The organism is Mucilaginibacter sp. (assembly GCF_028288185.1).
Taxonomy (GTDB): domain Bacteria; phylum Bacteroidota; class Bacteroidia; order Sphingobacteriales; family Sphingobacteriaceae; genus Mucilaginibacter.
Genome location: NZ_JAQBOF010000028.1, coordinates 22,683 through 38,064, shown reverse-complemented (window position 1 = coordinate 38,064; position 15,382 = coordinate 22,683). Strand labels below are relative to the sequence as shown.

The following is a 15,382-nucleotide window of genomic DNA, read 5'->3' as shown; positions in this document are numbered from 1 at the left end:
TTTTGAATAGCTTATTTAAAGTCTCCCCTACCGCGGGAGATTTAGAGGGGGCTTACGCCGGTTTAACCGGGCTGCCTATCCAATCTGTTCCAGGTGACAGGCGCTCGCCTTTCATAACTAATGATAGTGCTTCAATGCGGGTATCATCGCCTAATTCACTATCATATAAAATAATGGTACCGGCACCAATGCTGCTCCTTGCCCCTATTTTAACGGTGCCTGTTTTCATCACCCTATCTTCAAATAAGTGAGTTTGCGGGCCGCAATCCTGGTTAAGGGCGGCATCATCGGCAATCGTTACCATATCAAATTCGGTAATGTCGGTCGTGTTCATCCAAACCCGTTTGCCAATTTTAACACCCATCAGGCGCATTATATACGGCAGCCAAGGGGTGCCTTGCAGGTAATCCAGCAAAAACGGAATAGCCAATGCTTCGTAAGTAGATGTAACGGCTTCGCTTTTCCATACGGCCCAGCTCCACATAGGTTTTTGTTGAGCCTTGTATTTGCCTATAAATACCCACTTTAACACTAACGTCAACAAAAACGATGGTATCCCCATAAAAAATAAATAGTAGAATGGGAACAATAGAATGATCTTCCATAACGGATCATCAATCAACAGATCATGCGCGTAAGCGATGAAAAATATAGAGAAGCAAATAATTGCGCTCTCGGGTAATATAATACGTATAAACTCAACAAGCCCACGGGCAAACTTGCGGTAATTATTGGGGCGAATGGTTAGCTCTTCACCAAACGGCGTACTTTCCTGCCTGCGCGGCAACGGTATAGCCGGCGAACCAAACCAATCCCTGGCGGTACTATTGGCCTGTTGCTGCTCATCAGGTGGAGTGGATAGCACACCTATCAGCATATCACTGTTTAAGTTATACCCTTGCGGGATCAATGCACTGTTACCCACAAAGCTTTTATTGCCGATAGTAGTTTTACTCAATATCAATTGCTGCGCGCGGATATCGGCTTCGCCTAAAGTAACCGCATCGGCCACAAAAGCACCATCGCCAATTTCCAATAGCGGATGCGTAACACTACTTGCGGTTGAGATCTCGGTGTTTTTGCCAATTTTGGCACCCAGCAGCCTAAAATAAGTTGCCACATAAATGGTAGCATATATAGGGTGCATTACAATCAAGCTTAATGACATTAGCTGATCTGCAAACCACTTACGTACATAAAACATGCTATAAACCGAGTACTTGCCCGGTTTTATGCCGCGCTGTAATAAGCGGGTAAGTAGTACAGTTTCAAAAGTAAAGAGCAGTATGTACAGCAAGGCCAGCACGGGTATGTGCACCATATAATTAAAGTTATAATCGGGTGCGGCGTTATCCATCCGGTTTATGGTGATGATGGTTGGCAGCAACGGCAATAAAATGATGAATGGAAATATCATCATACAGGCAATAAATATCAGCTTATACTTTCTGCGGATAAAGGTTGATACGGCTACAGGATGCGGAAGATCCTCAATGTTTTTAGTTTCTTTTAACTGAGCCGGACTACCCTGCCAAACTTCGCCTGATTTAATAGTTTTACCTGCGGGCAAAAAGCTCAGGTCCTGCAACTCGCCCCAGGCTTCAATATGGCTATCGCCTGATATGATAGCGCTGCTGCCTATATAAGCATGATCACCCAAATGTATGCGGCGCAGTTTAAGCAAACCGTTCTCTACAAAAGCATTATTTAAGTTAGTTTGCGAGCTTAGGCTTACATCACTACCAATGGTGATTAAATCCTCGGCGCCAAAGCTAAAATCGCTTATCTGGGCGTTGGGTGCCACCTTCATCCCCAGCCATTGTAAATAAAGCGGGTAAAGCGGCGTGCCGTTTAAAAACTGGGCCGGCAACAAGCGCTGCATACTTTTTACAAACCACCATCTAAAATAATAGCTGCCCCATAAAGGATAATCGCCCTCTTTAATTTTACCAATCACCAGCCATTTGGCACCAATAGAAAGTATGGTAAATATTGGCGGGATAAAGGAGAATAGCACCAGCGATGTGATGATAGCGTAAAGCACATTCTCGGTTTCCTGGTCTACGTAATAATAACCCAGGTACGGGATAAATATCTGGAAGGCAAACAATCCATAGATCAACAATAATGAAACTGTTTGCGCCGACCAGCACAATAAGTAACGATGTAATGGTACTTTGTTATAAGCTTTTTTGTGTTTGGGTTTAACTTCGGGTTGTTGCTCCCAAACGGATATTAAATTACTAAGCGGCCTATTGATATAAATATCTTTTAACGAAGCACCGGGTAAATTGGCATCGCGCCGTAGCTGCGATACAAAACCTGCCGCTAATAAAGAGTGTCCGCCCAGGTCGTCAAAAAAGTCCATCTCGGGTGTGATCTCTTTATTCGGGAAGATCCCGCGCAACGTAGCCAGTATCCTGTCAGCCGCCGGGGCGTTAAGGTCAATGGCGTTTTGCGGATTATTGCTTATGGCGGTAAATGACTCAGGCACCGGCAAGGCCTTGCGGTTTATTTTACCGCTTGGCATACGGGGCATTTCATCAATTTTAACAATAGTGCCGGGCACCATGTAAGTAGGCAATGTTTTAGCCAACTCAATGCGGAACAGGTTTTCTTCTATCTCATTAATGCCGTCCATCACCACGTATCCTACCAATTGATCCTGCCCGTTGCCATCTTTTTTTACAGCAACTACTGCCGATGCAACGCCGGTTATATTATTTAACCTTACCTCTATCTCGCCCAGCTCAATACGGAAACCACGCAGCTTTATCTGGTCGTCAAAACGGCCGCGCAAGTCAACGCTGCCATCGGGGTTTATAACCGCGGCATCGCCGGTACGATAAACCATATCGCCGGGTAAAACATCAAGCGATCTGGGTTTGGGTACAAATTTTTGCTTGGTCAGCTCAGGCAATTTCACATAGCCTGTGGCAACTCCGGGGCCGGTAATTACCAGCTCGCCTTCTTCGCCTATTAGCACCAGGTTTAAATCTTTATCAACTACAGCAAGGTTATAGTTAGGCAAGGGGTCGCCGATTATAATTTTATCGCCTGCTTTTAGCAAGGCTATTGTAGCGGTAACCGTAGTTTCTGTTGGGCCATAACTATTATAAAAATCAATACCGGGGCGCGCCCATTTAGCTAATACCTGCGGTGTGCAGGCCTCACCCCCTGCGTTTACCAGGCGTAACGAGTTTTCGCTATCATCCATCACCGCCAATAAGCTGGGTACGGCGTGCAGTATGGTTATCTTTTCATTTTTTATTACATCGCCCAACTCATCAATAGCTTTTGATGTGGTATTATCGGCCACCCAAATGGTAGCGCCGGCAAAGTAACTTATCCAGGTTTCTTCGCACCACATATCAAACGATACTGAAAACCCCTGGTAAACTTTGTCCGTTTCTTTAATATCAAAAACAACCTGCTCTGACCGTACCAAGTGGCAAATTTGCTTTTGGCTTATAGGTATGCCTTTAGGCTTACCTGTACTGCCCGATGTATAAAGCACATAAGCACAATCATTTGGCTGTGGGCCTTGGGCTACTTTAATATGCTCGTATGGGGCTGGCATTGGCGGTACTAATAACCGGGGGCAAGGCGAGTTTAATTTTTGTAAGCTGAATATCCCATCAGCGCCTACTTCATCTAGTATTAGTTCCACACGCTCGGCGGGTATCTCCCTGTCAACCGGCACATACGTGGCGCCCGATTTTACTATGCCCAAAATGGCTACATGCAGCTCTAAACCACGTTGCCACCATACCCCTACTTTACTGTTACGGGCAATCCCTTTTTTATTTAGATACTGAGCAACGGCGTTACTCCAGCGGTCAAGTTCGGCGTAGGTTAAGCTTTGGTTATGAAAAATTAAGGCGGTTTTATCCGGATACTTTGCAGCCGATCCAGAAAATAATGTTGCCAGTGTTTCCTGGCGGATAAGATCAGGGCGGTCAGCTCCGAGTACAATACTCAGTGAATTCATATTAAATATATAGTTACTTTAGGGGTATTGGTTTATAATATAGCTAGGCTTAACTACACATCAATAGTAAGCATTGTTAGTTTATATTTCAGATAAAATAAACCAGATATAGTTTAACCCGTTATAATTGAAACAATATTATTACAAATGATAATTTGCTATCATACAGAAATACTAAGTCCATGGACCAATGAGGAGCTGCAACAAAAAATGGAGTTGATTCCTGATGGGATAAAGCAGAAAATATTGTTAAAAAGAAATCATCTGGATGTACAACTATCTGTATGCGGCAACCTGTTGATCTTGGCTCTGATAAAGTATTTTGATGCAGACCTTACCCTGGCCGAAATTGTTTACAACGATTACCAGCGCCCTTATTTTAATGATGGGTTTGATTTTAATATATCACACTCGGGCAACCGGGTAATTGGCTGTGCTACGCTAAACGGAAAGGTAGGTATTGATATTGAACTGATGAAACCTGTGGATATTAACTACGATGACTATTTTACGGCTACCGAGCAGGAAAACATCCGTAATGCTAAAAACCCTGATACCGAATTTTTTACTTACTGGACACGCAAGGAAGCCTTGTTAAAAGCGGTAGGTACAGGTGTTTATACACCGTTGCTGGATATTGATGTATCTGCCGATAGTTTTATTTATAAGGGCGATAATTACTACTTATCTCCCATTGATATTGCCACTGACTACAAAGCTTGTGTAGCCCATACTGCGGAACAGGAAATATCTATACAAAAGCTTTTTATTTAGAGAATTACAATTTAAAATTTACGGGTACGGTATATGAAACCCTTACCGGCCTACCATATTGCACACCAGGCAACCAATTGGGCGATTTTTTTAGTACACGCAAAGCCTCGGCTGTTAGCCTTATGTCCGGGTCCCTAAGTACTTCAAAGTCGGTCAATGAGCCATCTTTTTGGACAACAAATTTAATTAGTACTATTCCTTGAATACGGTTTGTTGTAGCACCATAAGGATATTTTATATTATTGCCTAAATATGTGCCAAAGGCAGATAAACCACCCGGGAATTGCGGTTGAACATCGCGTTTGTTATAATTATAAGTTACATTATTTCCATCAACAGCTTTACCGGATATTAAATTTCCGTTGTCATACTCTTCGTCAAAAGTTATTTTGTCGGTCTTGTGGTCGTATCCGCCTTTCCATTTTCCATTTTTTAAGCCTGATTTTATTTCGCCTTCTTCATATATATGTTTAAAATCATCATCATAACCAATATAATAGCCATTACCATCCGTGGCAATAACCTTACCCGTACTGTCTGCGCAATCCAGTATTAAAACATCGCCCGTCATAACATTTCCCTGATTTGCTTTTTCTATCGATAGAACTTTTTTATGGACGTATAATTTTCCGTTTTTAAAAAATTCATAATTATCACCTTCGCGGATACCGCCTTTATAATTAACCAAGTCCTTCTTTTTACCTGATGGGTAATAGCTTACACATGCCCCTTCAAACCAAGGGGGATCTACTCTTGAGCTTTTTCCCGATAACTTAATCTTGTTATTTTTATAATATTCAGCAACATTATACAAGGTCGATCCTGAGTCGGGTTCACTTACTACTCTTATAAAATCGGCGCTATCAATGTTTGACACTATCATTCCTGAGTTCTTTAAGAAATAAACATTTTGCTTTTTTTGCGCAAAACTTTGAGTGATAAAAAACAGGCAGCAAATTGCGGTGATGAGAAATTTCAATTTCATGGATAAGGTTATAGGTTGCTAAAATAATGATTTAGTTAATAATATGCTGGTTTTAATCTTTGCGGTTTTTTTTAATTATACTGTTCGCTATGGCTCGAAATGACATGAATTTTGTTTATTGATGATGAAAGACTTACGAAGTTTTAAAAACTTCGTAAGTCTGAAAAGCATATTACTCCACCACCCTCACCTTTAAAAAACTAGGATGCTCCTTAGAAGTATATATCCTATGCGTTGCCTTTTTAAAATCGCTCTCATTGGCTTTCATAATATTTACAAAAGTTTGCGGGTTACGGTCTATAAGCGGGAACCAGGTGCTTTGTACCTGTACCATTATTTTATGGCCCTTTTTAAAAGTGTGCAGCACATCCTGTAGTTCAAAATTAACAGGCGTTACCTGGCCGGGCACAAATGGCTCGGGGTGCTCAAAGCTGTTGCGATATTTACCGCGGATAGGCTCACTCCGTACCATTTGCTCGTAGCCTGCCATTTTTACGCCTGTGCCGGTAAATTTATTGTTTGATGCAGTGTCAGGATAAACATCCAGCACCTTTACTACAAAATCGGCATCGGTGCCGGTGGTAGCTACTTTAAGGTTTGCCCAGATATTGCCGGCTATGGTAACATCCTTATCCAGTACATCGGTTTGATAGTTTAATACATCCTTACGATCAGCTAAAAAGCGCTGGTCGGCAGTCATGTATTCGCGCTGCATATCCATAGTTTGACTTTTGTCGGCTACAAACGGTACGGGATTAGCCGGGTCTGATACATATTCGTCATAACTATCTGTTATCGCTACAGGTGCTTTAAATGATAGTTTGCCGCCAGGCAACAGGTATAATTCCCTATCCTCGGTATTTCTTGGCGGCCATACATCATAGCTTTTCCATTTGTTAGTGCCGGTTTCAAAGGTTGATACGTTAGGTATGGCCATAGGCGTACCCTTTAAATAATGACTAAAAAAACGGTACTCAATATCATCCCGATAATGCGGGCCCTGTGGGCCGCCAAAATCCACATCGCCCAAATGATCGCCTAAACCACGCGCCCAGCCGCCGTGCACCCAAGGCCCCATGGCAAAGTAAATATGTGCGTTAGCCGGATTCTTTTTTACCAGCGTTTTATAAGTATTAATAGCACCATATAGATCTTCGGCATCATACCAGCCACCGGTAACCAGTACCGCTGTTTTAATATCGTGTAAGTGCGTTAATACGTTGCGGTCCTTCCAATGCTGGTCGTAATCCGGATGATCGATCATTTCATTCCAAAGGCGAATAGTATCTTTATAGTACTTATCGTTAGTGTTTTTCATCGGCCCCATCTTCATAAAAAAGTCGTAGCCATCCCTAGTACCGGCATTAAATGGCGTACCCCTGTGTTGGGTTGGTTTATCATCCTGCCGGTTAGTAAAGCCGGGATAAAAGCCAAAGTTGGCCACCAAAAAGAAAGCGCCATTATGCCAGCCGTCATCTCGCCATAAATCGGCAATAGGTGCCTGCGGCGATGCAGCTACCAAAGCAGGGTGACGGCTTAACAAAGCGGTGGTGGTATAAAAACCGGGATAGGATATCCCCCACGCTCCTACTTTACCATTATTGTTGGGTATATTTTTTAGCAGCCAATCAATCGTATCATAGGTGTCGGTACCTTCATCAACGTCTTTATTGGTTTTATGTATCTCCAGCTCGGGGGTCATTTCTTCATAAATACCTTCGCTCATCCAGCGGCCCCGCACATCCTGATAAACAAAAATATAACCGTCATGTATAAACTTTGGCGATGGGCCAATACTTAGTTTATAATCAGCCCCATAGGGTGCCACACTATAACAGGTCCGATCCATCATAAACGGATATTTTTTAGATTGGTCGTTAGGTATATATACCGATGTGAAAAGCTTTTTTCCATCGCGCATAGGTATCTGGTACTCATGCTTGGAATAGTTGGCTTTAATATAAGCGGCATCGTCCTGCGCACAGGCGGTTAAAGAGATCAGACAGGATATTAAGAAGAACAGTTTTTTCATAAACTAATTTAAGCCCTGAAAATACATAAATAAAGCTAAAAGGCTATTTGGAGTGCGTTTAAATACCGTAAAATACTTATACCCAGCTACTCTAAAAATATTTTTGCCGATTGTAACATTTTTGCTATGATTATGTTGTAACTTTATAATACCAATTAGTAAGGAGGTAGAATTATGAAAAAAGCACTAATGTTATGTTTGTTAGCTTTTGGTATAACTACGGCAAAAGCCCAATGCCCTATCAATGATATCCTAACCACAAAAGACCCACAAACCATAGCGAGCCTTATTGAAAACAACATAGATTGCATACGACAAGCACTGACGCAGAACCCGGATTATCAAACATTTAAGGTTTATGTAGATTATTTATACAATACATCAACACCGTGGATATACCACACTAATGTGCAAAAAGAGAAGCTGTTTGAAGATTTTTATAATACCTGGGGTGAAGCTTATCCAACCATGAGTTCGACCGCGCCGGTTAACCCTGATTTTTACGCGGCTGTAAAAACAATGATAGCCACCGACCCTGCATTTTTTGCTCAGAAAAAAGAGACTAAGATCCCGCTAAAATATCAACAATGGTTATATGTAAAGAACCTTGTTGCAAAATATGGCGAACGTAACGTAGTAATTTTAGCTAACGCCACCGGCAAAATTGCCAACCTGGCAACAGCAAATTACAACGCATTTGTATCTAATTAACCCCTACATCCGCCCGTGTAACAGCGGGTGGGTGGTTTTAACATATTTGTTGGAGAAAGCGATGGTGTTATGCCTATCGCTTTTTTTATGGAGTGTGGTTTGTCTAGTGGCGATTACTCATCTCCGTAGGAGTCCTTCGGACCGATCATCGCTTCGCTCGATCAACCTCTCTTCCGCAAGCGGGAAAGGGGGTTGGTCGCATTTATAAATTTATAGTAGATAGCTTTTCACTTTAGTCTTTTGCTTTAAGCTAAAATCTCGGCTATATCATCAAAACCTTTTTCGCGGGCCAGGTCGGCGGGTAGTTTGCCGCCTTCCATGCGGGCATTAACTTCGGCACCGTTTTCTAATAGCAGTATCAATAATTCTAAATTACCTGTTTGTGCCGCGGAGTGTAGCGGTGTTGAGCCTGCCTGTTGTTTTACATTTACCTGCGCGCCATTATCAATCAGCATACGGGCAATATTGGTATAATTACCTGCGGCCGCCGAGTGCAGCGGGAACACATTAAATCCATTATTTGATGGCAGGTTAACATCAGCACCTTTTAAAACCAGGTAGCGGGCAACCTCATACTGGCCAAAATAACAAGCAAGCCCTAATGGTGTAAAGCCATCATGGGCATATAAATTTACAGCATCGGGGTGGTTAAAAATAATATGCGCAACCACATCAAACTTACCTGCTGCCGATGCTTCAAACAGATCAATTTCCTCAACAAACTTTAAAAGCAGTTTGGTAACCTCGGGCTTTTTATAGTAGCATGATAGCATTAACGGCGAAACCTTATGGCTGGTTATTTGGGTCGCCAGCGCCGGGTTCTGCGTTAACAGGTTATTAAGGCCCGGTAAATCAGCTTCGGTGATATATTGCTCCAGTAGTTCTACGCTCATTATTGTCAATATTACTAAAAAATTAAAAATTACTGCGCATAGTTGTTTAATCTATTAACTTTATATTTGCACATACTTCTGTTACATAAGGGATGCCGGTAAAGGGAAATCAGTTTAAATCAAATAGTTTTAAAGAGGAAAATCTTCCTCGTCAATCTTCAGAAAAAGGCTCGAGGGAACGCCCGGTAAAGCCAAAAGTTGAACGGATGCCGGTTTTTGACCTGCAGGATGGCCGCGTTGTAAAAATACTGGGGCTGTTTTTTCTTATACTTTCGGTTTTCTTCGCCATTGCTTTTACCTCGTACCTGTTTACCTGGCAGCAAGATCAAAGTTATGTATCGGCAGCAAACGGCGGCTGGGGCAACTTGTTTAAAACACAGCAAGAGTTAATTGCAAACGGCATTAAAAACCCGGTGGTTGAAAACTGGCTGGGCAAATTTGGCGCTCTCTTGGCCAACCAGTTTATATTTGAGTGGTTTGGCATAGCTTCCTTTATTTTTGTATTTGTTTTCTTCGTGATAGGCTATCGGTTGCTGTTTAAAGTAAAACTGTATTCGGTTGCTAAAACTTTGGGGTATGCTTTCTTTGGATTGGTATTTATATCAGTAGCTATTGGTTTTGTACACGCCTTTATCATTGACTACCCCCATTTTTTAGAGGGCGAATTTGGTTATTGGAGCAATCGCTTATTGGATGCGCAGATAGGACAGGCCGGTATTGGCGGTATATTAATATTCGCGGCGCTAACTGTATTGATAATTGCTTATAATATCGATTTTAAAATACCCAAACGCGAACGCAAAGAAGCAATAGCCGATGGCTCAATGGACGCTTTTATGCCTGAGCCGATTAATTTGGTTGACGAAGAAATATCTCACCCGGTTGAGTGGCCAAAGGGCAATAATACCATGAAACCCGAGGCGTTTACACACCAGCCATTGGTACAGGAAGATCCTCATTTTCATGAAACAGTAGTATTAACGCCCGATAATGAAAACGTTGATCCTGACATGGGAGACGACATCCCGCTAACGCTAGAAACCGAGCGCCCTAACCCGATCCTTAACGTTGAAAAATCAGACGATGAAAAGGCCAGGAAATTGGTTGAACAGTATGGTACTTATGACCATACACTTGACCTTGCATCCTATAAATACCCTACCCTTGATCTGTTAGAAAACTATGGCTCGGGTAAAATAGCTGTAAACTCTGACGAACTGGAAGCCAACAAAAACAAAATTGTTGAAACGCTTAACCATTATAATATAGAGATTGATAAGATAAAAGCCACCATAGGCCCAACAGTAACCCTATATGAAATTATACCTGCGCCGGGTGTGCGGATCTCTAAGATCAAGAATTTAGAGGACGATATCGCGTTAAGTTTAGCGGCATTAGGTATCCGTATCATCGCGCCTATGCCGGGTAAGGGTACTATTGGTATTGAGGTGCCAAATCAGAACCCGGAAATGGTATCTATGCGGTCTATTTTGGCTACCGAGAAGTTTCAGAATACCACTATGGACCTGCCCATAGCTTTAGGTAAGACCATATCCAACGAAGTATTTATTGCCGATCTGGCTAAGATGCCTCACCTTTTGGTTGCCGGTGCTACAGGCCAGGGTAAATCGGTTGGTATTAATGCGATATTGGTTTCGCTGCTATACAAAAAGCACCCTGCCGAATTGAAGTTTGTGTTAGTCGACCCTAAAAAGGTAGAGTTAACGTTATTCCGCAAAATAGAGCGCCATTTCCTTGCTAAACTACCGGACGAGGCTGACGCGATTATAACCGATACCAAGAAAGTGGTTAACACCCTTAATTCGCTTTGTATTGAAATGGACCAGCGTTATGACTTGCTGAAAGACGCGCAGGTACGTAACCTTAAAGAGTATAACGCCAAATTCACCAATCGTAAAATAGCCGATCCGGAGAAACACCGTTACCTGCCATTTATTGTGTTAGTGATTGACGAGTTTGCCGACCTGATGATGACAGCCGGCAAAGAGGTAGAGCAACCAATAGCCCGTATAGCGCAGTTGGCCCGTGCAGTGGGAATACATTTGGTTATCGCTACGCAAAGGCCGTCTGTTAATATTATTACGGGTACTATTAAGGCCAACTTCCCATCAAGGCTGGCGTTTAGGGTATTGTCTAAGATTGACTCGCGTACCATATTGGATGCCGGCGGTGCCGACCAGTTGATTGGCCGTGGGGATATGTTGTTCTCGACAGGCAGTGATCTGATCCGCCTGCAATGCGCGTTTGTGGATACGCCCGAGGTTGAACGGATATCAGATTTTATTGGTAACCAGCGCGGCTACCCCACTGCCATGCTATTGCCGGAGTATGTCGGTGAAGGCGAAAGCAGCAGCAGCAAAGAATTTGACCCGGACGACCGCGACCCTATGTTTGAAGAAGCGGCCCGCCTGATAGTGATGCATCAACAAGGTTCGACCTCATTGATACAACGCAAGCTTAAACTGGGCTATAACCGCGCAGGTCGCATTATTGACCAACTTGAATCCGCAGGTATAGTTGGCCCGTTTGAGGGCAGCAAAGCCCGTGAGGTGCTGTATCCGGACGAGTATTCGTTGTTGCAATATTTGGAGACATTGGATAAATAAATAGCCCCTCCCAACCCTCCCCGGTAGGGAGGGCTTAAATAAAAAAACAAAGAAGTCTCCCCTACCGGGGGAGATTTAGAGGGGGCTAAGATACATTTATGAAAAAACTACTTATATATCTTCTATTAACCATACCAACAATTAACGCCATCGCCCAAAAAGACGCGCAGGCTAAAGCTATACTAAACCAGGTAAGCCAGAAATACAGATCGTACCCGGTTATAAAAAGCGATTTTAGCATCCTGGTTGATAACCCGCAGGCCGGCGTTAAAGAAACTCGTAACGGTACTTTAATAACCCAGCCAAAAAGCAATAAGTTTAAAGTAAGTTTATACAACAATACCGCGAAACCCGAGGTTGAGCAGGAAATAATAAGCGATGGCAAAAGCCAGTGGACCTACCTAAAACAAGACAAAGAAGTACAGCTAAGCAATGTAGATAACAGCAGCGAGAGCTTTAACCCTGCGCAGCTTTTCACCATGTATGAGCATGGCTACAAATACCTATACACCGGCGACCAAAAAATAGCCGGCAAAACCTACCAGTCTGTAGACCTTACGCCCGAGGACGATAAAAAGCAATTCTTTAAAATACGCCTGCTGATAGACAAGGTTAAGAAACAAATTTACAGCGCCCTTATCTTCGACAAAGGCGGCAGCAAATACACCTACACTGTACGCAGCTTTATAACTAACGCGCAAGTACCCACTAATACTTTTACGTTTGATACCAAAGCGCACCCCGGTGTTGAGGTGGTTAATTTGAAGTAGGTGTCACCTAACTACAACGTTGTCATTTCGACCAACGGGAGATATCTTATACGATAAACAGGTCGCACGTACAAGATTTCTCTCTCGTACTTCGTTCGAAATGGCATTTTTTTGGGACAAAACATTATTTTGATATCCAGGCTTTTATATCCAATTTAGTAGTACCAATGCTAAACCCTATGGTGCTATGAAAAAGCTGCTGCTTATATTTTGCATTATACTACCTTTCTACACAAACGCCCAAGATTTTAAAACCCTTATACACCAAGCTGATTCTTTAAACAAAAGATCAAAACATAAAAAAGCTTTGGCCTTATATGACAAGGCTATAGAACGGATAATTACTTATCAGGAAATAATTGATAATAACCAATGGTTTGATGTATGTAGAAAAGCCGGAGATTTGGCGGGTAATGATTATGCCAAATATTCGCCGGACAGGTATTTTGTTGATGGTGAAAAGTTTAAAGAAAAACTTGCGGATTTAAAAACGCAACATGTCAATTGCGTATTTACTTATACGCCCTATGCTGACGGAGGTCCCGGTATAAGTTACGTTGTTGACCCTACCCGCAAATTTCAATTCTTCCCATCTAATAACAAAAGATTACTGGTTTGGGCAAGTAATGATGCTATTTATATGCAGGCATTTGGCGATAATATTTATAAACCATTAAAAATGGATAATCAACAGTTGCTTGATTTTTTAAAAGAAAACCATAACAAGTTTGCTCTGGAAGAGATTGACCGCCAACGCCCCAAAATGATGGACGCATTCATCGCCTTTGCGTTCAATTTTTATTGGGGAGGCTCTACTTATTCCAAATCTATACACGAGCCTAAAAATCTTGTTGATCCAAAACAAAATGCCAATACTTATTTAGGTAAGCTTTTACCGCAAATACAAGCAGAAGCGGCCAAATATTATGACAGGTTAAAAACCGAGTAGCATTCATTAAAAATATCCTTTTTCCTTTCTGCATTATGCTTACTTTTGGATAATGCTTACCCTAACTACCCATACGCTCGAGAAATTGGAGCTGCTGTTAAAATCGGCAGGCTATAAGGTGCGGTATGAAAAAGGGAATTTTAAAACCGGGGCATGCCTGTTGCTAAACAGCAAGATGATAGTAGTTAACCGTTTCTCGAACTTAGAAAGCAAAATCCTGGCCCTGGCCGAGCTGATGCGCGACCTGGAGATTGACCATAATCTGCTTGACGATAAACAGGTTACTTTTTTACAGCAACTTAAACAAACCAAACTACAGCTGTGAGGGTAACGTTTTTAGGCACCGGAACATCGCAGGGCGTACCTGTTATTGCCTGCGACTGCGAGGTTTGCATCTCTGCGGACAAGCGGGATAATAGATTGCGGTCCTCTATTTTAATTGAGGCGGAGGATAAGACGGTTGCCATAGATTCCGGCCCCGATTTTAGGTACCAGATGCTTAGGGCCAATGTGCAGCACTTAGATGCCATTGTTTATACCCATGAGCATAAAGACCATGTTGCCGGTATGGACGATGTACGCGCCTTCAATTTTAAGCAGCAGGAACCCATGAATATCTACGCCGACCCGCGTGTGCAGGCGGCGCTGATGCGCGAGTTCCCTTATGTATTTGCTGAGTTTAAGTATCCCGGCATCCCCCAGATTGATTTTCATAATATAGAATTGGACCCATTTGATATTGGTAGCATCCATTTTATCCCTATCGAGGTGCTGCATTATAAATTGCCGGTGCTGGGTTTCCGCATAAATGATTTCACTTACATTACCGATGCTAAAACGGTATCAGACGCGGAGAAAGAAAAAATAAAAGGATCAAAAATATTGGTCATCAATGCGCTGCAAAAACAAAGCCATATCTCGCATTTTACGCAGGATGAAGCTGTAGCCTTTGCACAGGAAGTTGGTGCCGAAACAACTTACTTTACCCATATCAGCCATCGGCTAGGTAAACACCAGGATATAATGGCAGAGCTGCCGCCCGGTATTGAGCTGGCTTATGATGGTTTACAGCTTGACATTTAAAGTTCTATAAAACTAACATGGTCAATACAGCCTTTGTATTGTTTTTGATAGCCATGATTTCGCCTGTCAACTTTACCTCTTATGCGTATGGTATGATTATTAATACGGGTAAAGCCACCGTTATCATAATCAAAAAATCCAACCCTTGTGCCCGATAAATAAAGAGGACAATCGGTACTAAAATTTACCCACAGGGCCAAATTAGGGCGTATGATATATAAGCTATCGTTAAACAAAGCCGACCGCTCCTTGCCGGTAGTATAGCGCCCCGTTACCTCTACGTATTTTTGATCGTAATAATTTAGACTGTCCAGTAAATGCGCGTAATTAACCTTTTTAAAGGTGATGCTATTATCACAATCGCTGGCATAAACTTTTTTATGGTTATGGCATGATAGCATTACCGGCATCAGCAGCAATAGTAAAATATATATTTTGTAAACCGATGTCATAAATAATGATTGACTGCTGCTAAGTTAAACCGATGCAGGCATAGAAAGTTTCATGCCTTTGAGATAGCTAAGCTAATATAGCCATAATACATCGGGTCGGTATAATATTTTGCAT

The 15,382-nt window shown here is 42.3% G+C and carries 12 protein-coding genes; 7 read left to right on the top strand and 5 right to left on the bottom strand.

Annotation, left to right across the window (positions count from 1 at the left end):
• Positions 1-52 precede the first annotated feature (52 nt).
• Positions 53-3,991, bottom strand: coding sequence for a Pls/PosA family non-ribosomal peptide synthetase (locus JWQ34_RS11840; protein WP_299357480.1), 3,939 nt, complete (start codon positions 3,989-3,991; stop codon positions 53-55).
• A gap of 147 nt (positions 3,992-4,138) precedes the next feature.
• On the opposite strand from JWQ34_RS11840, the gene JWQ34_RS11835 reads away from it, so the two are divergent.
• A complete protein-coding gene (locus tag JWQ34_RS11835; RefSeq protein WP_299357479.1) occupies positions 4,139-4,765 on the top strand; it encodes a 4'-phosphopantetheinyl transferase superfamily protein in 627 nt (208 codons plus the stop codon).
• Between the two features lie 4 nt (positions 4,766-4,769).
• Here JWQ34_RS11835 and JWQ34_RS11830 read toward each other — a convergent pair whose 3' ends face one another.
• Positions 4,770-5,750: a TonB family protein gene (locus tag JWQ34_RS11830; protein ID WP_299357478.1), complete on the bottom strand. Its 981-nt coding sequence runs from the start codon at positions 5,748-5,750 to the stop codon at positions 4,770-4,772.
• 172 nt (positions 5,751-5,922) lie between these two features.
• A complete protein-coding gene (locus tag JWQ34_RS11825) occupies positions 5,923-7,782 on the bottom strand; it encodes a CocE/NonD family hydrolase (RefSeq protein WP_299357477.1) in 1,860 nt (619 codons plus the stop codon).
• A gap of 174 nt (positions 7,783-7,956) precedes the next feature.
• Here JWQ34_RS11825 and JWQ34_RS11820 point away from each other — a divergent pair, with 174 nt between their 5' ends.
• A complete protein-coding gene (locus JWQ34_RS11820) occupies positions 7,957-8,493 on the top strand; it encodes a hypothetical protein (protein WP_299357476.1) in 537 nt (178 codons plus the stop codon).
• A gap of 245 nt (positions 8,494-8,738) precedes the next feature.
• Here the strand turns inward: JWQ34_RS11820 and JWQ34_RS11815 are convergent, their stop codons facing one another.
• The gene (locus tag JWQ34_RS11815) at positions 8,739-9,386 is read right to left on the bottom strand and encodes an ankyrin repeat domain-containing protein (RefSeq protein ID WP_299357475.1); all 648 of its coding nucleotides are present in this window, start codon (positions 9,384-9,386) and stop codon (positions 8,739-8,741) included.
• Between the two features lie 92 nt (positions 9,387-9,478).
• Between JWQ34_RS11815 and JWQ34_RS11810 the strand changes: the two genes are divergently transcribed.
• From JWQ34_RS11810 to JWQ34_RS11790, 5 genes are all read left to right on the top strand, one after another.
• Positions 9,479-12,013, top strand: a complete 2,535-nt coding sequence (locus tag JWQ34_RS11810; protein WP_299357474.1) for a DNA translocase FtsK — start codon at positions 9,479-9,481, stop codon at positions 12,011-12,013.
• Positions 12,014-12,111: 98 nt separating this feature from the next.
• Positions 12,112-12,783 (top strand): outer membrane lipoprotein carrier protein LolA, encoded by a 672-nt coding sequence (locus tag JWQ34_RS11805; RefSeq protein ID WP_299357473.1) that lies wholly within the window; start codon positions 12,112-12,114, stop codon positions 12,781-12,783.
• 187 nt (positions 12,784-12,970) lie between these two features.
• Positions 12,971-13,732, top strand: coding sequence for a hypothetical protein (locus tag JWQ34_RS11800; RefSeq protein WP_299357472.1), 762 nt, complete (start codon positions 12,971-12,973; stop codon positions 13,730-13,732).
• A 52-nt stretch (positions 13,733-13,784) separates the two neighbouring features.
• On the top strand, positions 13,785-14,057 hold the full coding sequence (locus tag JWQ34_RS11795; protein ID WP_299357471.1) for a hypothetical protein: 273 nt from the start codon (positions 13,785-13,787) through the stop codon (positions 14,055-14,057).
• On the top strand, positions 14,054-14,815 hold the full coding sequence (locus tag JWQ34_RS11790) for an MBL fold metallo-hydrolase (protein WP_299357470.1): 762 nt from the start codon (positions 14,054-14,056) through the stop codon (positions 14,813-14,815). Before JWQ34_RS11795 ends, JWQ34_RS11790 begins: the two co-directional genes overlap by 4 nt.
• Here JWQ34_RS11790 and JWQ34_RS11785 read toward each other — a convergent pair.
• The gene (locus tag JWQ34_RS11785; protein ID WP_299357469.1) at positions 14,812-15,267 is read right to left on the bottom strand and encodes a hypothetical protein; all 456 of its coding nucleotides are present in this window, start codon (positions 15,265-15,267) and stop codon (positions 14,812-14,814) included. The two genes, JWQ34_RS11790 and JWQ34_RS11785, sit on opposite strands and share 4 nt — an antisense overlap.
• Positions 15,268-15,382 lie beyond the last annotated feature (115 nt).